We start from the raw sequence: 21729 nt of genomic DNA on the forward strand, positions 1-21729 counted from the left end.
TTGTAGGGGTGGGGCGTTGAGACCTCACCGTGGTGTGAACAACTCCGTCAGCCCGCGTGTGCGGCCTGTCGGAGGAACGGGAGGAAACCCACGGAGCCACCGCTCAGCACACTCTTGAGGCCGAGCAGGATGCCCGCGTTTCCAGTGGCGTAGTCCATCGATATCCGCAGCAGCTGGAACCCTGGAAAGACCGCTTCGCCGTGCAGGCCGAGCAGGTGCCAGGAAAGCCGCTCAAGGTGACGCCTGGTGACGTCGGCGACCTCGGGATCACCGGGACCGGACAGGTGCTGCAGCGCCGCCATCTGACCGACACGGCCGGTCCACAGCGCCGGCAGCACGAAGAATTCGCTGGCACAGGACTTTCGTGCCGCTGTGAGGGAGTCGGCCAGTCTGGCGTCCTCCCGGTAACGGATGAGTTCGGCGCACACCAGGGCGATACCGGCGGCTCCGCCTTCCAGGTACGGGTTGAGACGCCAGCCCTCGTCCACGTTGAGGGTGCCGAACTCCGAGACCCGGCATCGGTCGAGATCGCGATGCGATGCCTGGAACGCCGCGTCCAGCCAAGCCGACTCACCCGTGCGCTCGTATGCCCGCAGTAGCAGGAGAGCCGGACCGGACCAGCCGTTCAGCAGCCCGGCAGGCCCCATCAACTTGCGCACAAGGCCCAGTTCGGCAACGGCAGCGGCGGCATTGCCCGGCGTGGGGAAAGCACCCCGGGCCACGGTGTCCGCGACCCGCTGGGCCAGTTGCAGCGCACGATCGCCAAAGGCGCTGTCGCCCGTGACATCCGCGAAGTGCATCAGATTGAGGCCGATGCCGGAGAGGCCCCCGTACAAGTTGGGGTTGTGCAGCCGGTCCAGCAGGGGATCCGCGTGATCCAGCAGTTTCAGTGCCTCGTCCCGCAAGCCCATCTTGTCCAGCACATGAGCCGTGCCGTGGACTCCATCGAAGAACCCCGGCTGCAGGACACCGGCACGATCCACCGCCGCCATGAGCCAGGACTCAGCTCCCTCCGGAATCGGATAGCCGCACTCCATCAGCGCGTACAGCACACCCGAGGCGCCGAACGCGAAAGTGTCTCCTGTATGCGAGAACTGCCGTACGTCGCCGGGGAAGAGCCGGTCCGCCCGGCCGGGCGTCGCGCTCGCGTTGATGGCAGCGGCCATGGAGTCCATGAGCGCCGTCCAGTCGGTGGCGTCGCCTTCGATGCGCACCCTCGGCTTTCCGATGCCTGCCTCGACCGCTCTGGTACTGGGCATCGACGCCCCGAGGCCGTCCCGGATCGCTCTCACATAGGCATCGGACACCGGGAAGTTCTCGCGCATGGCGTCGATCAGGTCGTGTGCCTTGGAGCGATCCAGTGTCAGGACGGGAATGATCGGCATGAACAACCACAGGCGCAGGACGGCCAGGGCGAACTGGTCGATCGCCGCGCCCCGGAACTCGGGCGGTGCCGCGAAGCCCGGTGCCGCCAGGGCCTGCCGGAAGCCTGCCGGATCGGCGGAGGAGGTCTCGAAGTCCACGAGCACCGCCTGGCCGTCGCCCAGGATCAGGACGTTGTGGGGATGGACGTCCCCGTAGACGACTCCTCGGGCGTGAATGCCGTCGAGAAGCGCCTCTACCTGATCGCACACCTCCACGGCCCAGCTGGTGTAAGCGGCCTTCTCCTCGTGCGTGGCCGCAGGGCCGAGCAGCGGATAGGTCTGGGCCTCCCGGGAGCTCAGCCGCTCCCCGTCGAAGTATTCGATCGCCAGGAAGTGGTGGTCCCACGCCATGAAGTATTCGTAGACCCGCGGGACGCCCCGTGTTCCGGCGAGCCTTTCCAGGATGTCGCGCTCCCGCTGCAGCCGCGTGACCGCATCGGTGCCCGCCGCGTCCAGTGCCGCGTGCGGCCGCGCCTCCTTGAGGACCACCCGCGCGCCGTCCGCAGGACGGGTCGCCAGATAGATCCCACCACCGTTGGAGAAGTGCAGCGGCTTTTCCACGTGGTAAGGGAATGGCTCATCAGAGGGCACTGTGCGCGCCGTGATGCTGGCCTTGAGGATGTCCGGCGGAGTGACCCACTCGGGGATCTCGAAGACCGGCTTGCGGATGTCCGGTACCAGTTCCCCGTCGGGTCCCTGCATTGCGGGAACAACGTCGCCGCTCTCCAGGAGGAGTTCGCGCTTGCGGAAGCCGCCATAGCGTACGTACAGCGGCCCGGCCTCGTACCGTGCGTCGCTGAGGATGTAGGGCCCGGGCTCGCCTTCCAGGAGCGCGGAGAGTCCCGTCAGGACGTCCGTCAGTTCCTGCTCGTCCCGGGGATAGATGGTGACGAGCTTGCCACTGCCACCGCGCGGGGCGTACTTGGCGTTCTGCCCGAGGAAGGCGCGCCTGCTGGGCAGGAACTTGAACGCGTAGCCACGGGGCACGCAGAAGCGGTGGACCGTCTCGATGATGTGCTCGGCATTGGCGGCGGTACCCGAGGCGTGGACCTTCCAGCCCTGGTCCACCATGCGCTCACCGCGGGGAGTGAGCTCCAGCCAGATGTCGCCGCGGTGACGCCGCCAGCCTTCCGGAACCGTCCATCCGGCCACCTCGTAGTCGGTACCGGTCCCCTGCTCTCCGTCCCGGCCCGGCGCCTCGAAGAACACCGGGTCGGCCATGCAGTAGGTCTCGTAACGCTTGTCCACGAGTCCCCCTTCTCGATTGCGTGCCAAGTACCCCGGCACCGGCCTGGCGAAGGAGCTCGGGTGGCGATCCACAGTGCCGATCGGCACCTCACACATGCTGCCTTGCCACATGGCCCGGGACGAGAGAAGAACTCCTGAAATGCCCTGGTAATAGTTCATGAAGGGCCGCTGACGGCTCACATCGGCGCCGCACCTCCGGATTCACACCGTGAACCAGTAAGAACTCACAGCCAGTCGGCATCATCCGGAAGGCCGGGGTCAGCCGAGCCTGGGCCACTCCAGCCCGTGGACATGCCTCTCCGAGCCGCTCCCCCTCACCAACGAGCGATCAGTTTCGGACAGCCCATTACCGGCCATTGCTTTCGCCTGGCCCCCCGACCCCGCCCAGGGCTATCATGATCAATTGGAGTAGCGCTTTACAGGGAAGTCACCTGACGCTCTTCACATCGAGATGTCTCACGAACCGGGGGGAAACGTGGACACGACATCGACTTGCCGTAATACCGGACCAGCAGCGATGAGCTTGGTTCCTGGATCACCGTCACGGGTGCGAAATTGCACTTTGGTCGCCATCGCCCTCATCGTCTTCGGATGCTTCGCCGTGGCTTTCCTGTCTGCACTCAAAGAGCCAGGCAATAAAGCCGCGGCGATCGGGGGTGGCTCGGTTCTGCTGGCGCTCCTCGGATTGCAGGTCAAACTGTGCACCCACGCATTACGCAGAACTCCCGCGCCGCGCCTGCAACTGCTCCTCGCCCTGCAGTCCATACTCACGTATGCGCCGCTGCCGCTGACCGGGGAGCACTGGTTCGGCCCGCCCGGATTCCTGGCCGGCTCGCTGCTCCTCACCCTCCGTGGGCGATCCGCATGGGTGCTCGCAGGCTGCGCGACCGTAGCCGATCCCCTCCTGCTCCTCTTTCTTTTCGGCAACGCCCGGATAGCGCTTCACGGGCTGGCGTCGACCGCACTGACAGGGGTGGTGCTGTACTCCGTCGCACGCCTCGCATCCCTCGTCGGCGAGCTGCATGCGATGCGTACGGAACTGGCTCAGCTCGCAGTGACAAAAGAACGCCTCCGCTTCGCTCGCGATCTCCATGATCTAGTGGGATACACGCTGTCCATGGCATCCGTTCAGGCTGAGCTCTCCCGGCGCTTCCTGCACCAGGATCCGGATGCGGCCAGCGCCGAGATCGCTCAGCTCATCACCACACTCCGAAAGACACACCAGGAAGTACGGCAAGTCGCCCGCGGCTATCGCTGTCTATCACTGGAATCAGAGCTGGAATCCGCCCGGATGACTCTCGAATCGGCTGGTATCAAAGCTCATTTGTCGTTTCATGGCGTCGAATTTCCGCAGTATGCGAGCAGCGCCTTGGCGGCGGCCTTGCGAGAAGGCGTGACGAATGTGTTGCGTCACAGCGATGCACGCTCTTGCACCATACGACTCTCGCAATACAAGAACGCCACCCGACTGATCATCGTCAACGACCGCCCTCATCTCGGTCGGCCGAGTCACGAGGAGCACGATGGGTCGGGCCTTCAGAATCTCTCGGAACGCGTCGCGGCACTTGGCGGAGTACTGCTCACCGCCCGGCGGGGAACCGGCCAGAAGGAAGAGTTCCGGCTGGAAGCCCGGCTCCCTGGCGACGTGTCCACGGCCGGCAACACTGCCGAAGCCCGTTGGACCGCAGGTCGGCTTACACCGTGGCCTGCATCAAATCCATCCCTCGCCGAGTGCGATCCGGATGGCGTCGACGCGGTTTCTGGCACCTGACTTGGCGACCACACTGGACAGGTAGTTCCGCACGGTGCTGATCCCCAGATGAAGCCGTTCGGCGATCTCCTGCGCCGGGGCACCCTCGGCCGCCAGATTCAGGACTTCGGCCTCGCGTCTGGTCAGCGGGTTGGTTCTCCCCTCCAGGGCCGTGACGGCAAGCTCGACATCGAGCACCCGCTCGCCTGCCACGATCTTCCGTATCGCCGTGACCAGTTGATCCGGCGGAGTGTCCTTCAAAAGGAAGCCGCTGGCATGCGCCTTCATGGCCCGTCGCAGGTTCCCCGGACGCCCCAGGCTCGTGACGATGAGGCTACGGCACTCCGGCAGACTCCTGTGCAGCTCAGCTGCTGCAGCGATCCCGTCGAGGCCGGGCAGGTCGATGTCGATCAGTGCGACGTCCGGCTTCGTCTCCAGCGCAACGGGGACGATCTCATCACCTCGCCCGAGTTCGGCCACGACCGTGATGTCCTCCTCCCACCGCAGGAGCCGGACCAGGGCGCCACGCAACAGCTCCATGTCTTCCGCCAGAAGCACCCGGATCATTACGCCCCCACCCTCTCCATACGCCACACCCTCAACAAGTGTCACGCCCAAGTTCCCATTATGCTGGGAATAATGGCGATCGGGCGTCTGACCGACGCGCGGGATCACGGCGCCGGCACTCCTGCAGGTCTACCGACCCGAGCCAGTCACAGGTAGATCCACGCCGACGCATGGCCGCGCGCATCACTGTCGACGACGACGCCCGCGCGGCTACCGGCAAGCCGACGAGCACCTGGCGGCTGCGCACCGATCTGCGCATCGGCTCCGAAAGCGCCCGCCAGATCCGCCACTTACTGCCAACCCGCCACCCCGACCCACCCCTGATCGCATGAACGGGACAGCGCTCAGTCCGCCAGTCCGGTGCGATAGGCGTAGCGGACGGCCTGGGCGCGATCACGTACGCCGGTCTTCGCGAAGATGCGGTTGATGTGCGTCTTGACCGTGGCACGGCCGAGGAAGAGGCGCTCACTGATTTCGGCATTGGACAGCCCCTGCGCGATCAGCGCCAGAACCTCCGCCTCACGGGCGGTCAATCGCTCCGGCAGGGGGGCGAGGACGTCCCACCTCGGCTGAGCCGGTTCGGGCGCGGTGGTCGGGGAAGCCGACACGTCGCCGTCCGGAGCCACCTCGGACTGGGGCGGCAGCCCCGAGGTGACGGCCGTGACCAGACGTTCCTGCACCACCGGATCCATCCAGACCCGGCCTGCGTGGACGGCCCGGATCGCCCGTTCGATCTCCTCCGCACCCGCGTCCTTGGTGAGATATCCCTTCGCCCCCGCCCGCAGCGCGGGGAAGACCGACGCGTCGTCCGCGTAGGTCGTCAGCACCAGCACAGCGATCGCCGGGGCTTCCTCGCGCAGCGTCCGGGTTGCGGCAAAGCCGTCCGTTCCGGGCATCGCCAGGTCCATCAGCACGACATCCGGGTGGTGCTCACGGGCCAGCGCCACCGCCTCCGCGCCGTCGGCCGCACCACCCACGACCTCCATGCCCGCGTTCAGGCCGACCAACAGCATCAGGCCCTCGCGGGTCACCCGCTGGTCATCGGCGACCAGCACCTTCACCGGGGTCACGGAATCGCTCATGCCGGTACCTCCATCTCCACGGTCCAGCCCTGCCCGGCGGGCCCGGCATGGGCGACGCCACCGACCTGCTCGATGCGTTCGCGCATGCCCCGCAGTCCGTTTCCACCGCCCGTCCACGCTTCGACGGGCGCCACGGGAACGCCGGTCCCGGTCCCGGCGCCGTCGCCGTCCGCGCCGGAAGCCCGGCCCTGGTCCACGGTGCCCTGGTCCTGGTCCGAGACGGCCCGGCCCTGGTCCGAGATGGTCAGTACGGCGGCCTGTGGTGTGTAGCGCAGCACCATTGCGGTGGGCGAACCGGCCGCGTATCGGGCGGCGTTGGTGAGCGCCTCCTGGGCTCCCCGATAGAGCGCGAGGTTCGCCTCCGGCGCCAGCGTTCGGGCCTGCCCGGTCACCGTCAGCGTGATCGGCAACGCGAGGTCACGACGGCACCGGCGGACCAGGGTGGTGAGCTGATCGACCATCGGCACGTCATCCCCGCGCAAGGCGGCGACGGCCCTCCGTGCGTCGGAGAGGCCCTCCCGGGTCAGTTCGCCGCTGCGTACGATCAGCCGGTGCAGGGCTGGGTCGACCTGGTCACGCTCGGCGAGCTTGCGGGCGCCTTCCAGCTGCACGGAAAGCGCGGACAGGGACTGCGCCAGGATGTCGTGCAGTTCCCGGGCGATCCGGGTGCGTTCAGCGACGGCGGCGGCACGGGCCTGCGCCTCACGAGAGTCCTCGAGCTCGGCGAGCAGCAGTTCTGTGTGGTCGTGTCGCATCCGTGCCTGACGGGCGAAGAAGAAGACGGCGCCGAGCACCACGCAGAGCAACGCGCAGGCCACCGCGGCCTGGAACGCGTTGCGGGACGAGCCGGCGTACGCGGTGATGACCGCGATCGCCACGGTCAGGGGCGCGGCCGGCAGGGCGGCGAGGCTCGGCCGCAAGCGCGCGAAGAGCATCGCCACGGCGGTGGAGACGGGGACCACCGCCATCGAGGCCGGCTGGAGGAACGCAAGCACATTGCCGCTGACGCCCAGGACCAGCGACATCGCGGCGGTGGCCGCCTCCGGCTTCCCGGTGTCGCGGGCCAGGGCCGACACGATCAGGGACACCACGCACCCGGCCAGCGCCAGGCTGATGACAAGGCGTTCGCCGGTCACCCCCGGGTGCGGCCGGCTCTGCAGGACCGAGGCGATGGTGAGGACCATGACCACCCACAGCATCAGGTGCATCCGGGCACCCTGACGCCTGGCACGCGCGGCCGCACGCGACCGGGCCTCCGCCACTCTCGGGCTGTCCCCTCTACGGCCGCCCGGCGGCGTTGCGCTCATGACGTACAGCATAGGAACAACCGGTCCCGGAGAAACCGACCCGGCTCCTGCCCTCTGGTATTCACACCGCCACCGGGCGAGTGGCGGCTTCGGCGGAAGCCAACCGGTAGGCGCGGCAACGGATCACCACCAGCCGGGCCACCACCTGGGCCAGCGCCATCAGGACGAAGGCCGCCACCCACGCCTGGGACGATGAGATCCCATGGTTGCGGCTGAAGTCGGCGATGGCGTCACCGCCACCGTGATCGGCGGCCAAGGCGAAGCACATCCGGAACGCCATGCCGAAGACCCACAATGCTGCGGCGGTGAACCCCGCCTTGGCATACATGCCGTCGGCCTTGCGCCGGAGGTACGTCGTAAGCCCGCAGACCACCCCGAGAGCGGCTCCCGCGCCGGCCAGTACCAGTTCAAGGACGAGATCATTGCCGGCCATCGGCACCGACCGCAGGTAGTACAGGGCAGTGGCGCCGACCAGTGCAACCGGAACCACCAGGTTGATCAGGTCGAGCCGACTGCCCCGAACCTGGCGCACGACGAGCAGGACAAGAATCCCGCTGACGAAGTAATCAGTGATGTTCATGGCTGCAAGCCTGCTCCGACCGCGTCCGCCCATCGTCAGCCCCTGGGTTGAGCCGCGGGTTGACGGGCACCTCCACCCCCGGTTGACGGGGTGTGCCTCAGCTGCGCAGCAATTGCTCGGTGGCCCGACTGATCTGCTCCGGGGAACGGCGCACCTCGGCCAACTGAGCGGGGACCATAGGCCCTTCGCTCTTAGTTGCAACATGTTGCACCTTGGAGCAGTATGGCGCAGCAGGAGGCAGCCGTGGAGAAGCGCCACACAATCGGCACGTCCGGACCGCGAACCTTGGACGACCATGTCCGCGTGACAAAGGCCGACATCGCCGCGCGGCTGCGCTACATTCGCCGACACCACCCCGAGGGACCGTTCAGCCTGGCTGAACTCGCTGACCTCGCCGGGGTTTCCAAACGTAACCTGGCGTCGGCTGAGTCTGCCGAGGGTGCCAACCTCACCATCAAAACCCTGGTGAAGGTGGTGCACAGCCTCGGCATCATGCGCAGTGCGTACTTCCTCGATGAACAGGTCTTTCAGCAGGTCAACAATGAGCTGGACGTCATCCAGGAACTCCGACGCGGCAAAGCGCACGCTCTTGCCCTGCGGACATCGCATGCGGTCCCCGTTCCCAGGGCGGCCGAACAGATCTCACAACTCCTCACCGGGATCATCGATGCAGCGGCCACGGCCCGCGTCTCGCTGCATGGCGCGCCGGAGGCCGGCGATGAGGAACAGCACATTTCCGGTCCTGAGCCACCCACCAGCTCCAGGTGAGAGCGATACCGCATACTCCGCCCAAACCATCCAGCACAGGCCGGCCGGGCGGCATCCGGCGCCCATCGTCCGGGACGGACCGGCAAGAGGCCAAGAAGGTTGGCTATGCACCATGTACGCGACGCCGACTTCTACCGGTGTCCGATCGAGCGCGAGGCGACACCATGACTACACGGCAAGTTCGCAAGCGGTGCCAGACACTCGTCAACGCGCTCGACTTACCCAGACCTTTCTCGGTCAACGCTCTCATCCACGAGCTCTCGACACGGCGGGGCCGACCGATCCGTGTCCACACCGTGTCGATCGGCTCAGCCATCAACGCCTGCGGGCTGTGGATCGCCACCGAAGCCGGCGACATCATCTATGTCGAGGAGAAGACCACCAAGTTCCACCAGGAACACATCATTCTCCACGAGATCGGGCACATTCTGTGCGATCACGGCATCACTGATCAGGAAACTCAAAGCGCGCTCAACACGCTGCTGCCCAGCATCAGCCCCGACATGATCAGCCGGTTCCTGGCTCGCGCCAACTACACCTCCGAGCAAGAGCAGGAAGCCGAACTCGTCGCCAGCCTGATCTATACCGCCGCACAGATGCTCGGCCCCTCGCCGTCGAAGGGTGTGCGCGGCGTGCTCGAAGCCGCCCTCGGGATCCGTGAGTAGGAGCCATGGACACACACTCCCTCTATGAATTGGGTTCCCGCGTCGAACTCTTGGGCGCGCTGGCGCTGTGGCTGGTGATCATTCTCCGATTACCGACAGCCCGCCGCTCTCACCAGCAGAAGATGCTGCTGATCGCCGTCATCGGGATTGCCGGGTCGGTCACGGTCTATCTCGACCCCGTCACCGCGGTTCTGAACCAGTCCTTCACCTTCGCCCAGAGCTGCGGCCTGTTCATGAACGCATGGGGCGTCCTCAGCTCAGCCCTTATTCTCGACTTCGTCCTTGCGGCCATGTCCCGGCGCCGCCCCTGGCTCATCTACGGCCCAATGATCGTCACGATCGCTGCACTGATCGTGCTCAACTACACGGTCGCACCGCACGCCGGCTGCGTCACAGCTGAGGTCGTCCCCTGGTACAGCGCCTTCTGGTGGCTGCTCGTCGCAGCCCACCTTGTCGGCACAATCCCCTGCGCCGTGATGTGTATGCGCTACGGCCGCCAGGCTCACGACAACCGGTCCCTGCGCACCGGCCTTCTCCTGCTCGCCGCCGGCTTCACCTCGTCGTCCGTGTTCTGGTGCGTCGTCCTGGCCTTCCTCCTCGCCCGCCCCGCCTGGCTGGGCGCACTGTTCCCGCTCAACATCGGCCTCACGGCCTGGCTGATGACCGCCGGGGTCTGCCTGCCCTTGGTCCTCACCGCCCGCCGGACGGCCCGCGAAGCAAGTGCCCTGTGGCGCTTGCACCCCCTGTGGCGCGACCTCACCAAGGCCGTCCCGCACGTCACTCTGGACAGCCCGCGCACCCGGATCCGCGCAGTACTCGCCGGCCCGCACACAATCCATCTACGGCTCTACCGTCAGGTCATCGAAATCCGCGACGTCCTGCTCATCCTGCAGGACTACGTGACGCCTGAGGCCGTGGAACGCGTCCGACGCCATGTCATCGCCCTGGCTCTGCCCGAAGAACAGATCGAGCCGACGATCACCGCGTGCTGGCTGCACGCTGCCCTCCGGGCCAAGAGGGCCGCAGGCACCCCCCGACCGCAACTGCTCGCTCCCGCGAGCCCCAGCGACGACGGACTCCGCAGCGAGACCGACTTCCTGCTCGCCGTCCTTCGGGCGCGCACATGCCCCGCCGTACGCTCCTACGTCCTTCCACCAACCGTATCCGTCCTCGCCACACCGGACCGGCACAATGACCACGCCCCGGCCACTCCCACGAAATAGGCAACACTCATGACACTTCACCCTGCCGCCACCACCCCGTACAGCAACGGCATGTTGAGCAATGACGCCCCTCACGAACGCGACCGTTTGGAGTCCATCCAACGCAACGTCGACGCGTTCACCACCGGCATCCTTGACGGCCTTCCCATCGACGCGTCCTGGAACTGCCTGGAACTGGGCGCAGGCGCCGGCTCCATCGCCCACTGGCTCGCCGGACGCTGCCCGGACGGACGCGTGGTAGCCGTCGACATCGACACCCGCCACCTCGATACCGGCCGGGCAGCGAATCTGGAGATCCAGGAAGCCGACATCACACGTGAGGACTACGCGCCCGGCAACTTTGACCTTGTCCACGCCCGCTACCTGTTCTGCCACCTCCAGGAGCGCGACGACATGATCGCGCGGGCCGCCCGCTGGCTCTCCCCTGGTGGCTGGCTCGTCGTCGAAGAGCCGTACCACCTTCCGGCCGACACCTCGCCCTTCCCCCTGGTCCAGCGCATCCTCGACGCCTATCAGCACCTATACCGCGAGCACGGCGCCGACATGACCTGGGCCCGCGGCCTCCCGGCCCTCCTCGCCCGCAACGCACTGACCGACGTAGCCTTCGCCGGCAACCTCGGCTGCATGGGCGGACTCGGCAAGGACCGCTGGCTTCCTCTCCTCACCCAGGCGGCCCCCGCTCTCCTCGCCGATGGCCTCATCACTGAAGCCGACCTGAACGAGTTCGCCACCCTGCTGAAGGATCCGGCGTTCATCGACATCCCGCAAGTCACCATCTCCGCATGGGGCCGCCGCCCCGGGGGAACCCCGAACACGTCGGCCTGAGCAGGAAACCGGGCAGGCCCTTGCTTCCGCATGCGATGCAGGCAGACCAGGACAGCCGCGGCCACGTCCACCACAGAGCCGCAGCTCACGCCCGTGGCGCCCTTACCCAGCTGACGAGACGTCAGGAAATCCAGCACGGATCCAGCACCGGGCATGGCAACGGGGTCGGTCCCGGATGGGGCCGACCCCGTTTGACCTGCATGTTTGCCAGATCAGGGATGCGATACTACGGCGCGCGTCAGACGTTGAAGCGGAACTCCACCACATCCCCGTCCTGCATCACGTACTCCTTGCCCTCCATGCGGGCCTTGCCGGCGGCGCGGGCGTCGGCGACGGAGCCGGTTTCGACCAGGTCGGTGAAGGAGATGACCTCGGCCTTGATGAAGCCCTTCTGGAAGTCGGTGTGGATGACACCGGCGGCCTCGGGGGCGGTGGCGCCCTTCTTGATGGTCCAGGCGCGGGCTTCCTTGGGACCGGCGGTCAGGTAGGTCTGGAGGCCGAGGGTGTCGAAGCCGACGCGGGCGAGGGTGGCGAGGCCGGGCTCGTCCTGGCCGACGGACTGGAGCAGTTCCAGGGCCTCGTCCTCGTCGAGCTCGGCGAGGTCGGCCTCCAGCTTGGCGTTGAGGAAGATCGCCTCGGCCGGGGCGACCAGGGCGCGCTGCTCGTCCTTGAAGGCCTCGTCCGTCAGCTCGTCCTCGTCGACGTTGAAGACGTAGAGGAAGGGCTTGGTGGTGAGGAGGTGGAGGTCGTGGAGGAGCTCGGAGCGCTCGCTGCCCTGGACGATGCCCTGGGAGAAGAGCGTGTCGCCCTTCTCGAGGATCTCCTTGGCCTCCTCGACGGCCTTGACCTTCGGGGCGATGTCCTTCTTGATCCGGGACTCCTTCTGGAGGCGCGGCAGGACCTTCTCGATGGTCTGGAGGTCGGCGAGGATCAGCTCGGTGTTGATGGTCTCGATGTCGTTCTTGGGCGAGACCTTGCCGTCGACGTGGACGACGTTCTCGTCCTTGAAGGCGCGGATGACCTGGCAGATCGCGTCCGACTCGCGGATGTTCGCGAGGAACTTGTTGCCCAGGCCCTCACCCTCGGAGGCGCCGCGGACGATACCGGCGATGTCGACGAAGTCGACGGTGGCGGGGAGGATCCGCTGGGAGCCGAAGATCCCGGCAAGCTTGTCGAGGCGGGTGTCGGGGACACCGACGACGCCGACGTTGGGCTCGATGGTGGCGAACGGGTAGTTGGCCGCCAGGACGTCGTTCTTGGTCAGGGCGTTGAACAGGGTCGACTTGCCGACATTCGGCAGACCGACGATTCCGATCGTGAGCGACACGTGGCGACTCGACTTCCGAAGGGAGGTGGTGGGTGGGCAACCGCTCCGGGACCGGGCCCGGGACGGGCACGGGATCTGGGAGGGCCGATCCACCAGTCTACGGGGCGGCCGTCGGCGACCGGTCGCCAGCGGCACCCCCTGCCGGGGCGCGGGTGGTGCGCGGGTGGTGTGCCGGTGGTGCGCTGGTGGTGTGCCGGCGGGGTGCTGGCGGGGTGACGGCGGGGCGCCAGCGAGCTGCCAGCGGGGTGCGGGGGTCCTCCGGGTGGTGTCGAACGCAGGCCGGCTCAGGACAAACCGCGTGTCCCGCAACCCGTTAATCCCACTTAGCGGCCTACCGTTGGCGAGTGGAGCAACACGAAGCGCACATGGACGATCACGGTCCGCATGGTCCGCCGCCACCTTCGGGACGCCTGGGAACAGGCCGGGATACGGACTGGGAGGCGGACTGGCACGCGGACTGGGATACGGATCGGGATACGGGCTGGGACAGGGACCGGGACCGGGACATGGGCTGGGATACGGGCTGGGAGGACAGGGAGCGGGGTGCGGGCTCGGGAACGCGTTTTCCGCGGCCCGCTGAGGCCCCGGTGTCCGGCCCAGGCTCCGGCTCCGGTTTCAGCTCCGGTTTCAGTCCCGGCTCCGGCTCCGGCTCCGGCTCTGGCTCCGGCTCCGGCTCCGGCTCCGGTTTCAGTTCCGGCTCCGGCTCCGGCCCTGGTCCTGACCCTGATGACGCCTTTCTGTCGGCGATGCGGGCCTCCGGGTTTGTCGCCGTACCGGTGTCGGCGCCCGTGCCGGTGCGTTCACCGGCTCCGGCCCCGGGGCGGGGGCCGACGAGGGCGGGGGCCGACCGGGGCGGATCCCTCTGGGCACCGGCCCTGCCACCCGGGGCGCCCGAGCGCGCCGCACGGCCACCGGGTGGTGCGGATGCCACGGAGGGAGGGGGTCCGGGGCGATGCCCAGAGAAGTGCGGACGGTACCCAGAGAGGCGCGGAGAGTCCTGGGAGGGCTGCGAGGACTGGGAGGGCGGTGAGGGCTGTGAGTGCCGTGATTCGCCGGAGTCCTGGGAGCCGTCGGCGGGGTCTGTTGGGTCCGTGCGGTCCATGGGGTCTGTGGGGTCCGTGGGGTCTGTGGGGTCTTCGGCGGTCGGCTACGGCTACGGGGCAGCGGCACGGTCGCCGTCGTCGCAGCGTGCCGTTCCGGCCGCGTCCTCCGGCCGGGCCGGGCGGACCGGCCGGAGGCCCCGTCGGCTGCCGGCGGCCAAGCTCACCGGACTCGGCTGCTGGCTGCTGGCGACGCTGGCGCTGCTGGCGCTCGCGCTCCTGGACCGGCTGCTGTGCGGCGGTGCGCTGCCCGTGTACGGCGGCTGCTTCCTGCTGGTGAGCGTGGCCGCGGCGGTGTGGGTCCGGCCGTACGACCTGATCTGTGCGCCGGTCATGATGCCGCTCGCGTTCACCGTAGGGGCGCTGCCGGTGCAGCGCGGCGGGGACGGGTTCGGCGGGGTGGCGATGGGCGTCTTCACCGTCCTGGCGCTGGACGCCGGCTGGCTCTACGCCGGCACGCTGATCTGCGCGCTGATCGCGCTCGTCCGCCGGGCGGCGCTCATCGCGCGGCGTCGGGCCAGCCGACCGGCGAGTCGACCACGGACCGGGCCGTACGGGCCACGGGGCCGGCCGGCGGTACGGACGGACGGCCAGGGGCGGCCGGAGAGCCGTCCGTACCCGGCGGCCCACCCGCCCGAGCGGCGTACGCAGCCATCGCGGCCCCGACGATCCCCGCATTGTTCTGAAGCTGAGCCGGCACGATCTCGGCCCTGATGCCCTCGATCAGCGGCAGGAACTTCTCCGCCTTGCGGCTCACCCCGCCGCCGATCACGAAGAGTCCGGGCGAGAAGAGCATCTCCACATGGGCGAGGTACTTCTGGACCCGGCGGGCCCAGCGCGGCCAGCTCAGCTCCCCGTCCTCCTTGGCCTTGCTGGAGGCGCGCGTCTCGGCGTCGCGCCCGTCCAGCTCCAGGTGGCCGAGCTCGGTGTTGGGGACGAGGCGACCGTCGGTGAAGACGGCGCTGCCGATGCCGGTGCCGAAGGTCAGCACGATGACCGTGCCGGCCCGGCCGCGGCCCGCGCCGAAGCGCATCTCGGCCAGGCCTGCCGCGTCGGCGTCGTTGAGGAGGGTGACCGGGCAGCCGCCGGCCTCGTCGCCCAGCACGCCGGTGAGCAACGCGCCGGCGTCGGTGCCGATCCATCCCTTGTCGACATTGGCCGCGGTACGGATCCGGCCGCCGGCAACCACTCCGGGGAAGGTCGCGCCGACCGGCCCCGACCACCCGAAGTGCGCCACGACCTCACGGACGCGGTCCGCGACGTCCTCGGGAGTGGCCGGGTGCGGGGTCAGCACCTTGTAGCGCGGCTCGGCGAGATCGCCGCGCTCCAGATCCACCGGGGCGCCCTTGATCCCCGATCCGCCGATGTCCACGCCGAAGACCCTCATGGGAAAAGGCTAGGCGGGGACGGCTCCGGCCGCCCAGGGGGAGGCACGGATCCGGTGGTGTCAGCTGTTGGTGCCCTGAGACCCGCCGGTGCCCTCGGTGCCCTCGGTGCCCTCGGTGTCCTTGCCACCCTCGCCGCCGTTGCCGCCCTCGACGGACTCGACGGCAGCCTTGGCCTCGGCGCGCAGGTCGCGGCGGAGCTCCTTGGGGAGGGAGAAGGCGATGGACTCCTCGGCGGCGGTGACCGTCTCCACGTCCTCGTAGCCGCGCTGGGCGAGCCACTCCAGGACGCCCTGCACGAGGATGTCGGGGACCGAGGCGCCCGAGGTGACACCGACCGTGCCGACGCCCTCCAGCCAGCTCTCATCGATCTCCTCGGCGTAGTCGACTAGGTGGGCGTCGCGGGCGCCGGCGCCCAGCGCCACCTCGACGAGCCGGACCGAGTTCGAGGAGTTCTTGGAGCCGACGACGATGACCAGGTCGGCCTCGGCACCCATCTGCTTCACCGCGACCTGGCGGTTCTGGGTGGCGTAGCAGATGTCGTCGCTGGGCGGCGAGAGGAGGTTGGGGAAGCGGCCCTTGAGGGCGCCCACGGTCTCCATGGTCTCGTCGACCGAGAGGGTGGTCTGGGAGAGCCAGACGACCTTCTCCGGGTCGCGGACCTCGACGTTGGCGACGTCCTCGGGACCGTCGACGAGCGTGATGTGCTCGGGCGCCTCACCGCTCGTGCCGATGACCTCTTCATGGCCGTCGTGGCCGATGAGGAGGATGTCGTAGTCGTCCTTGGCGTAGCGGATGGCTTCCTTGTGGACCTTGGTGACCAGCGGGCAGGTCGCGTCGATGGTGGCCAGCTTGCCGCGCTTGGCCTCTTCGTGGACGGTCGGGGCGACGCCGTGTGCCGAGAAGATGACGATGTTGCCCTCGGGGACCTCTTCCGTCTCTTCGACGAAGATCGCGCCCTTCTTCTCGAGGGTCTTCACGACGTACTTGTTGTGGACGATCTCGTGGCGTACGTAGACGGGGGCGCCGTACTGCTCGAGAGCCTTCTCGACGGCGATCACGGCGCGGTCCACGCCCGCGCAGTACCCACGGGGGGCGGCGAGCAGGACCTTGCGGTCGGAATCGTCACTGCGGCGCGCAGCGTCTTGGCTTGGGGCGGTGGCGGGCGACGTGCGGGCATCCATGCGGTCCATCGTAAGGCTCCGGCTGATCGCACCGTTGGCCCAGACTGAGGGCGGTACACCACACGAGGCATCACACGGGCACGGTATAGGCACCGCACAGGCATCACGCGGGCATCGCGCGGCATCGCTCGGGGCACCGGACAGCGCATCGGGCAGCGCATCGGGCAGCGCATCGGACGAGACAACGTATGGCCATCGCACGAGGTGGAGGCGGGCGGATGGGGTCGCTGCGGCGGACGCTGACGTTCCGGGATCTGATCGTCTACGGGCTGCTCTTCATCGCCCCCATGGCACCGGTCGGCATCTTCGGCACGCTGCAGGCCACCTCGCACGGTGCGATCACGACCGTCTACGTCGTCGCGACGGCCGCGATGGCGTTCACGGCGTACTCGTACGCCCAGATGGTGCGGGTCGTCCCGCAGGCCGGATCGGTCTACGCGTACGCCCGGGTGGGGCTGGGCGAGGGGGCGGGGTTCGTCGCCGGGTGGATGGCGATGCTGGACTATCTGCTGATTCCGGCGGTGGCGTACCTGTTCTCCGGGATCGCGCTGCATGCGCTGGTGCCGGCGGTGCCCGCCTGGGTGTGGACGGCGAGCGCAGTGGTGGTGACGACGCTGCTGAATCTGCGGGGTGTACGGGCCGCGGCCCTGGCGGGGTTCGCGGTGCTGGCGATGGAGATCGTGGTGCTGGTGGTCTTCGTCGTGGCGGCCGGGTACGTACTGATCGCGCACGGCGCGCAGCGGAGCTGGACGGCGCCGTTCACCGGCGAGGGCGGTGCCGGAGGCGGTTTCCCGGGTGGCTTCTCGGAGGGCCTCTCGGAGGGCTTCTCGGGTGGTCTCTCGGGTGGCTTCTCGATGAGCGCGGTGCTGGCGGCGGTGTCGGTCGCGGTGCTGTCGTATCTGGGCTTCGACGCCATCGCGTCGTTCGCCGAGGAGTCCGCCGGCGGGGCGCGGCGGGTGGCGCGGGCAGTCCTCACGTGCCTGGCGGTGGCGGGGGTGCTGTTCGCCGTCCAGACGTACCTGGCGGCGCTGCTCGCCCCGATGTCGGCCGCGGAACTGGCGGCGAAGCCGGGCGGGCAGGCGGACGCGTTCTATGTGACGGCGCGGGAGGCCGTGGGCGGGTGGCTGCAGCAGCTGGTGGCGGCCAGTAAGGCGATCGGGGCGGCGTTCGCGGCGCTGGCGGGGCAGGCGGCGGCTGGGCGGCTGCTGTTCGCGATGGCCCGGGACCGGCGGCTGCCCGGGGCGATGTCGCAGGTGGACGAGGGCAGCGGGGTGCCGCGCCGGGCACTGCTGGGCGCGGCCGCGGTGTCGCTGGTGGCGGCGGTATGGGCAGCTCGCCGGGACGACGGGCTGGCGCATCTGTCGTCGGTCGTGAACGTGGGGGCGCTGACCGCGTTCGGGCTGCTGCACGCCTCGGTGATCGGCTGGTTCCAGGTGCGCCGGCGCCGGGGGCGCGCCGCGCGCCCGGGGGGCGGCGAGCGGGCGGGCGGCGGCCAGCGGGCGGGCAGCGCGGCTGGTGGGGCGATGGGCAGAGGGGCCGGTGAGGCGACGGGCAGAGGGGCCGGCGGGGAGGCCGGCGGGGAGGCTCGTGGGGCGGCTGGTGGAGCGTCGAGCGTGGTGCGGCACGGGGTGGTGCCGCTGCTGGGGCTGGCGGTGGTGGTGGCGGTGATCGGCTCGGCATCCCGGACGGCACAGGTTGTGGGCGGGGTGTGGGGTGTGGTGGGGCTGGTGGTGCTGTGGGTGCAGCAAGCGACAGCACGCAGGGGTGGCCGAGGCCGGCCGGACGGGGCTGACGGCAGGACCGGACGGGGAGTGACGTCAGGACCAGACAGGGACTGACGGCAGGAGGGGCGGCCGGCGGCGAGACGGTGTCGAGACGGTGTCGAGACGGCGGCCACCGGCGGTGCGCGGTGCATGGCCGCCGCAACCCTCATCGTCAGCGGCAACCCTCGTCGTCAGCGGCAGCCCCGTTGTCAGTGGCCGCCGCTACTCTCGCTCCCATGGCTGTCTCAACGTCCCCGGAAACGCCGATCCCGGTCGGCGAGGTGTCCCGGCTCATCGGCGGGTGGATCGACCGGCTCGGCGCGGTGTGGGTCGAGGGGCAGATCACCCAGCTCTCGCGGCGCCCCGGCGCGGGGGTGGTCTTTCTGACGCTGCGCGATCCGTCGTACGACATCTCGCTGAGCGTGACGTGCTTCCGCCAGGTCTTCGACAAGGTCGCCGATGTGATCAGCGAGGGCGCCCGGGTGGTGGTGCACGCCAAACCGGAGTGGTACGCCCCGCGTGGCCAGCTGTCGCTGCGGGCCGCCGAGATCAGACCGGTCGGGGTCGGCGAACTCCTCGCCAGGCTGGAGCAGTTGAAGAAGTCACTGGCGGCGGAGGGGCTCTTCGCGGCGGAGCGCAAGAAGCCGCTGCCGTTCCTGCCGCAGCTGATCGGCCTGGTCTGCGGCCGGGCCAGCGCCGCGGAGCGGGATGTGCTGGAGAACGCCCGGCATCGCTGGCCGGCTGTCCGCTTCGAGGTGCGCACGGTGCCCGTACAGGGGACGCAGGCGGTGCCGAAGGTGATCGCGGCCGTCCAGGAGCTGGACGCCCTGCCCGAGGTGGACGTGATCATCGTGGCGCGCGGCGGCGGCAGCGTGGAGGATCTGCTGCCGTTCTCCGACGAGCAGTTGGTGCGGGCGGTGGGCGCGGCGACCACACCGGTCGTCTCGGCGATCGGCCATGAGCCGGACACCCCGCTGCTGGATCTCGTCTCCGACCTGCGCGCCTCGACGCCGACCGACGCCGCGAAGAAGGTGGTGCCGGACGTGGGCGAGGAACAGGCCCGGATCCGGCAGCTGCGGGAGCGGGCACTGCGCGCCGTGGACGGCTTTCTGCAACGGGAGGAGCGCGGGCTCGCCGGGGCGTTGCAGCGACCGTGCATACAGCGGCCGCAGCGGATGGTGGAGGAGCGCGAGGAGCAGGTCACGGCACTGCTGGAGCGCGGCCGGCGGACGCTGGGCCATCTGCTGGACCGCGCCGACTCGGAGCTGGCCCACACCCTGGCCCGGGTGGTCGCGCTCTCCCCCAAGGCGACGCTGGAGCGCGGCTATGCGGTCCTCCAGAAGCCGGACGGGATGGCGGTACGGGCACCACAGGAGGTTCGTACGGACGAGGTGCTGCGGGCCCGGGTGGCCGAAGGCGAGTTCACGGTGCGGGTGGACGGCGCGACCGGGGCCACCGGCACGACCGGCGCTGTCACACCCCCTGCATAGGCTTGAAGGCATGGCGAAGGCGAAGGCGAAGGCGGAGACGGACGGCATGACGGACGCGGAGCAGGACATCCAGCGGGACGCGGGGGGAGCGGAGGGAGCGAAGGGAAGGGAGCCGGGCGGGGAGCGGAGCCCGGCGGACGGCACGGAGGCGCGGGTACCGGCCGTGGACTCCACGCTGGGCTACGAACAGGCACGCGATGAGCTGATCGAGGTCGTCCGCAGCCTGGAGGCGGGCGGCACGACGCTGGAGGAGTCGCTCGCACTGTGGGAGCGCGGCGAGGCGCTGGCGAAGGTGTGCCGACGCTGGCTGGAGGGCGCGCGCGCCCGGCTGGACGCGGCGCTGGCGGAGCAGACGGACGAGGGGTGAGCAGGCACGGAGCGCGCCTACTGGCCAGGGGCTCGATAGCTCCCTGACTCCCCCAGACCCCTGCCCCCCAGCCACCTGACTCCCCCCAGCTCCGGCACCTTCACCAGAAGGTCAACATCACCCCCATGTGAACTGGATCACAATTGCCCCGGATTTAGTTGAAGCTTCACATAACCGGGTTACAGTGGTTCCGACCCCGATCCACCCGACCCATCACCGAGGTGCCCTGATGTCTCTCGCCCTTGACGCCGCCGCCCAGGACCTGCTCTTCCGCGAGGCCCGGACCGCCAACACGTTCACGGAGGAGCCGGTCACCGACGAGCAGGTACAGGCCGTCTACGACCTGGTGAAGTACGCGCCGACCGCGTTCAACCAGTCGCCGCTGCGGATCACCCTCGTCCGCTCCGCCGACGCTCGTCAGCGCCTGGTCAAGTACGCCATGGGCGCCAACGGCGACAAGACCCTCACCGCCCCGCTGACCGTCATCCTCTCCACCGACCTGGACTTCCACGAGAAGCTGCCGACGCTCTTCCCGCACGCGCCGAACGTCAAGGACGCCTTCTTCTCCGAGCCCGCCGTCCGCGAGACCGCCGGCACCCAGAACGCCACCCTCCAGGCGGGCTACTTCATCCTCGGCATCCGCGCCGCCGGGCTGGCCGCCGGCCCGATGACCGGCTTCGACTTCGACGGCATCAACAAGGAGTTCTTCGCCGACGGCAAGCAGAAGGCTTTCATGGTGATCAACGTCGGCAAGCCGGGCCCGGACGCCTTCTTCCCCCGTTCGCCGCGGCTGTCCTTCGACGAGGCCGCCGTCACCGTCTGAGGCCCAGCCGGGGCACAGCCGCCCAGGTCCCCCATACGGCATACGAAGGCATACCAGGACATACCAAGACATACGACGAGGCCGCCACACCCCCTCCCGGGTGCGGCGGCCTCGTCGTCCGTGCCATAACTGGAAGCCCGGCTTCGGCCCGGCTTCGACTCAGCCTCGGCCCGGCTTCGACTCAGCCTCGGCCCGGCGTCAGCCCTTCTTCGCCACCAGCGCGGCGGCCAGGTCCGCGAGCCGCCCGTAGGGCGCGGTGCCCGTGATGACCGTGGTCACCCCCGCCTCCTCACGGACCAGCGCCCGGTACTTCTCGCCCTGGTAGCGGTCCCACTTCTCGTTGCCGACGGCCTGCTTGCCCTCGACCTTCGTGGCGCCGAGCGTGACGCTGCGGATGAACTGCTGCGCCGGAGCGTCGCTCTGCTCGACGGCCGCGTACTGCTGCTCGGGGTCGAGCATGCCCAGATGCCAGGCGCCGCCGCTGCGGTCGTTGCTCGCCTTGTACGAGACCGAGGTGGCCCGCCAGGTGTCGGGCAGCCCCTCGGGCGCGGCGACCGGGTACGGCGCCGCCCGCCGGGCCGTGATCAGTTCGACGCGGTAATCGACCCTCTTGACCGCGTTCTGCTCCGCGTCGGCACTGTCGTCGTGCGGGATGAAGAAGTAGATCGCCCCGACGAGGACGCCGATCACCGCCAGCGACAGGACCATGTCCCGCACCGTTTGCCTGCCTCGCATACCTGCCACGTCCCTATGGTCCCCCATCCCCGCAGCCGCTCTGACCGGCCCCCTGGTGACCGCCGTCACCTGCCCGTCATGCGTCCACCACCTGCCCGCACCTGTCGCCACCCGCC

Annotated in this window: 19 protein-coding genes and 1 pseudogene; 11 read left to right on the plus strand and 9 right to left on the minus strand. The window is 69.0% G+C overall.

Going from position 1 to position 21729, the window contains the following annotated elements:
• Positions 1 to 47: 47 nt before the first annotated feature.
• Entirely contained in the window at positions 48 to 2672 is a 2625-nt protein-coding gene (gene lanKC, locus ACFY12_RS03010; protein ID WP_390713928.1) for a class III lanthionine synthetase LanKC, read from the minus strand.
• A gap of 562 nt (positions 2673 to 3234) precedes the next feature.
• Between lanKC and ACFY12_RS03015 the strand changes: the two genes are divergently transcribed.
• Positions 3235 to 4443, plus strand: a complete 1209-nt coding sequence (locus ACFY12_RS03015; RefSeq protein ID WP_390713929.1) for a sensor histidine kinase — start codon at positions 3235 to 3237, stop codon at positions 4441 to 4443.
• On the opposite strand, the gene ACFY12_RS03020 is transcribed toward ACFY12_RS03015, so the two are convergent.
• A complete protein-coding gene (locus tag ACFY12_RS03020; RefSeq protein WP_390713930.1) occupies positions 4384 to 4989 on the minus strand; it encodes a DNA-binding response regulator in 606 nt (201 codons plus the stop codon). The two genes, ACFY12_RS03015 and ACFY12_RS03020, sit on opposite strands and share 60 nt — an antisense overlap.
• Positions 4990 to 5159: 170 nt before the next feature.
• Here ACFY12_RS03020 and ACFY12_RS03025 point away from each other — a divergent pair, with 170 nt between their 5' ends.
• Positions 5160 to 5321 carry a hypothetical protein gene (locus ACFY12_RS03025; RefSeq protein ID WP_390713931.1) on the plus strand — a complete coding sequence of 54 codons (162 nt, stop codon included), beginning with the start codon at positions 5160 to 5162 and terminating at the stop codon, positions 5319 to 5321.
• Between the two features lie 12 nt (positions 5322 to 5333).
• Here ACFY12_RS03025 and ACFY12_RS03030 read toward each other — a convergent pair whose 3' ends face one another.
• From ACFY12_RS03030 to ACFY12_RS03040, 3 genes are all read right to left on the minus strand, one after another.
• A complete protein-coding gene (locus ACFY12_RS03030) occupies positions 5334 to 6071 on the minus strand; it encodes a response regulator (RefSeq protein ID WP_390713932.1) in 738 nt (245 codons plus the stop codon).
• Complete coding sequence (locus tag ACFY12_RS03035) at positions 6068 to 7279, minus strand: sensor histidine kinase (RefSeq protein WP_390713933.1); 1212 nt, start codon at positions 7277 to 7279, stop codon at positions 6068 to 6070. The genes ACFY12_RS03030 and ACFY12_RS03035 overlap by 4 nt, the downstream gene beginning before the upstream one ends.
• 160 nt (positions 7280 to 7439) lie before the next feature.
• Entirely contained in the window at positions 7440 to 7958 is a 519-nt protein-coding gene (locus ACFY12_RS03040; RefSeq protein WP_390713934.1) for a hypothetical protein, read from the minus strand.
• 222 nt (positions 7959 to 8180) lie between these two features.
• Between ACFY12_RS03040 and ACFY12_RS03045 the strand changes: the two genes are divergently transcribed.
• The 4 genes from ACFY12_RS03045 (at position 8181) to ACFY12_RS03060 (ending at position 11439) form a co-directional block, all read left to right on the plus strand.
• A complete protein-coding gene (locus ACFY12_RS03045) occupies positions 8181 to 8726 on the plus strand; it encodes a helix-turn-helix domain-containing protein (protein WP_390713935.1) in 546 nt (181 codons plus the stop codon).
• A gap of 164 nt (positions 8727 to 8890) precedes the next feature.
• Positions 8891 to 9391 (plus strand): hypothetical protein, encoded by a 501-nt coding sequence (locus tag ACFY12_RS03050; protein ID WP_390713936.1) that lies wholly within the window; start codon positions 8891 to 8893, stop codon positions 9389 to 9391.
• Positions 9392 to 9396: 5 nt separating this feature from the next.
• Positions 9397 to 10614: an MAB_1171c family putative transporter gene (locus ACFY12_RS03055; protein ID WP_390713937.1), complete on the plus strand. Its 1218-nt coding sequence runs from the start codon at positions 9397 to 9399 to the stop codon at positions 10612 to 10614.
• A gap of 9 nt (positions 10615 to 10623) precedes the next feature.
• Positions 10624 to 11439, plus strand: a complete 816-nt coding sequence (locus tag ACFY12_RS03060) for a class I SAM-dependent methyltransferase (RefSeq protein WP_390713938.1) — start codon at positions 10624 to 10626, stop codon at positions 11437 to 11439.
• Between the two features lie 238 nt (positions 11440 to 11677).
• Here the strand turns inward: ACFY12_RS03060 and ychF are convergent, their stop codons facing one another.
• The gene (gene ychF / locus ACFY12_RS03065) at positions 11678 to 12766 is read right to left on the minus strand and encodes a redox-regulated ATPase YchF (protein WP_390713939.1); all 1089 of its coding nucleotides are present in this window, start codon (positions 12764 to 12766) and stop codon (positions 11678 to 11680) included.
• 1100 nt (positions 12767 to 13866) lie between these two features.
• On the opposite strand from ychF, the pseudogene ACFY12_RS03070 reads away from it, so the two are divergent.
• Positions 13867 to 14304 (plus strand): annotated as a pseudogene (locus ACFY12_RS03070) (DUF6542 domain-containing protein); the annotation flags it as partial.
• 61 nt (positions 14305 to 14365) lie between these two features.
• Here ACFY12_RS03070 and ppgK read toward each other — a convergent pair.
• Complete coding sequence (gene ppgK / locus ACFY12_RS03075; RefSeq protein WP_390713940.1) at positions 14366 to 15253, minus strand: polyphosphate--glucose phosphotransferase; 888 nt, start codon at positions 15251 to 15253, stop codon at positions 14366 to 14368.
• A gap of 60 nt (positions 15254 to 15313) precedes the next feature.
• Positions 15314 to 16444 (minus strand): 4-hydroxy-3-methylbut-2-enyl diphosphate reductase, encoded by a 1131-nt coding sequence (locus ACFY12_RS03080; protein ID WP_390713941.1) that lies wholly within the window; start codon positions 16442 to 16444, stop codon positions 15314 to 15316.
• 179 nt (positions 16445 to 16623) lie between these two features.
• On the opposite strand from ACFY12_RS03080, the gene ACFY12_RS03085 reads away from it, so the two are divergent.
• From ACFY12_RS03085 to ACFY12_RS03100, 4 genes are all read left to right on the plus strand, one after another.
• A complete protein-coding gene (locus ACFY12_RS03085) occupies positions 16624 to 18273 on the plus strand; it encodes an APC family permease (protein WP_390713942.1) in 1650 nt (549 codons plus the stop codon).
• A 161-nt stretch (positions 18274 to 18434) separates the two neighbouring features.
• The gene (gene xseA, locus ACFY12_RS03090) at positions 18435 to 19688 is read left to right on the plus strand and encodes an exodeoxyribonuclease VII large subunit (protein ID WP_390713943.1); all 1254 of its coding nucleotides are present in this window, start codon (positions 18435 to 18437) and stop codon (positions 19686 to 19688) included.
• A 163-nt stretch (positions 19689 to 19851) separates the two neighbouring features.
• A complete protein-coding gene (locus ACFY12_RS03095; protein WP_390714355.1) occupies positions 19852 to 20055 on the plus strand; it encodes an exodeoxyribonuclease VII small subunit in 204 nt (67 codons plus the stop codon).
• Between the two features lie 229 nt (positions 20056 to 20284).
• Positions 20285 to 20878 (plus strand): malonic semialdehyde reductase, encoded by a 594-nt coding sequence (locus tag ACFY12_RS03100; protein WP_390713944.1) that lies wholly within the window; start codon positions 20285 to 20287, stop codon positions 20876 to 20878.
• Positions 20879 to 21076: 198 nt separating this feature from the next.
• On the opposite strand, the gene ACFY12_RS03105 is transcribed toward ACFY12_RS03100, so the two are convergent.
• Positions 21077 to 21613 carry a DUF4245 domain-containing protein gene (locus tag ACFY12_RS03105; protein ID WP_390714356.1) on the minus strand — a complete coding sequence of 179 codons (537 nt, stop codon included), beginning with the start codon at positions 21611 to 21613 and terminating at the stop codon, positions 21077 to 21079.
• Between the last annotated feature and the right edge of the window lie 116 nt (positions 21614 to 21729).

The organism is Streptomyces sp. NPDC001339 (assembly GCF_042895955.1).
Classification (GTDB): domain Bacteria; phylum Actinomycetota; class Actinomycetes; order Streptomycetales; family Streptomycetaceae; genus Streptomyces.

Coding starts and splice junctions, on each gene's coding strand:
- ACFY12_RS03100 (WP_390713944.1), top strand. CDS start 20,285: ATGTCTCTCGCCCTTGACGCCGCCGCCCAGGACCTGCTCTTCCGCGAG.
- ACFY12_RS03025 (WP_390713931.1), top strand. CDS start 5,160: ATGGCCGCGCGCATCACTGTCGACGACGACGCCCGCGCGGCTACCGGC.
- ACFY12_RS03085 (WP_390713942.1), top strand. CDS start 16,624: ATGGCCATCGCACGAGGTGGAGGCGGGCGGATGGGGTCGCTGCGGCGG.
- ACFY12_RS03055 (WP_390713937.1), top strand. CDS start 9,397: ATGGACACACACTCCCTCTATGAATTGGGTTCCCGCGTCGAACTCTTG.
- xseA (WP_390713943.1), top strand. CDS start 18,435: ATGGCTGTCTCAACGTCCCCGGAAACGCCGATCCCGGTCGGCGAGGTG.
- ACFY12_RS03020 (WP_390713930.1), bottom strand. CDS start 4,989: ATGATCCGGGTGCTTCTGGCGGAAGACATGGAGCTGTTGCGTGGCGCC.
- ACFY12_RS03050 (WP_390713936.1), top strand. CDS start 8,891: ATGACTACACGGCAAGTTCGCAAGCGGTGCCAGACACTCGTCAACGCG.
- ACFY12_RS03080 (WP_390713941.1), bottom strand. CDS start 16,444: ATGGACCGCATGGATGCCCGCACGTCGCCCGCCACCGCCCCAAGCCAA.
- ACFY12_RS03060 (WP_390713938.1), top strand. CDS start 10,624: ATGACACTTCACCCTGCCGCCACCACCCCGTACAGCAACGGCATGTTG.
- ACFY12_RS03040 (WP_390713934.1), bottom strand. CDS start 7,958: ATGAACATCACTGATTACTTCGTCAGCGGGATTCTTGTCCTGCTCGTC.
- ACFY12_RS03030 (WP_390713932.1), bottom strand. CDS start 6,071: ATGAGCGATTCCGTGACCCCGGTGAAGGTGCTGGTCGCCGATGACCAG.
- ACFY12_RS03105 (WP_390714356.1), bottom strand. CDS start 21,613: ATGCGAGGCAGGCAAACGGTGCGGGACATGGTCCTGTCGCTGGCGGTG.
- ACFY12_RS03035 (WP_390713933.1), bottom strand. CDS start 7,279: ATGCACCTGATGCTGTGGGTGGTCATGGTCCTCACCATCGCCTCGGTC.
- ACFY12_RS03045 (WP_390713935.1), top strand. CDS start 8,181: ATGGCGCAGCAGGAGGCAGCCGTGGAGAAGCGCCACACAATCGGCACG.
- ppgK (WP_390713940.1), bottom strand. CDS start 15,253: ATGAGGGTCTTCGGCGTGGACATCGGCGGATCGGGGATCAAGGGCGCC.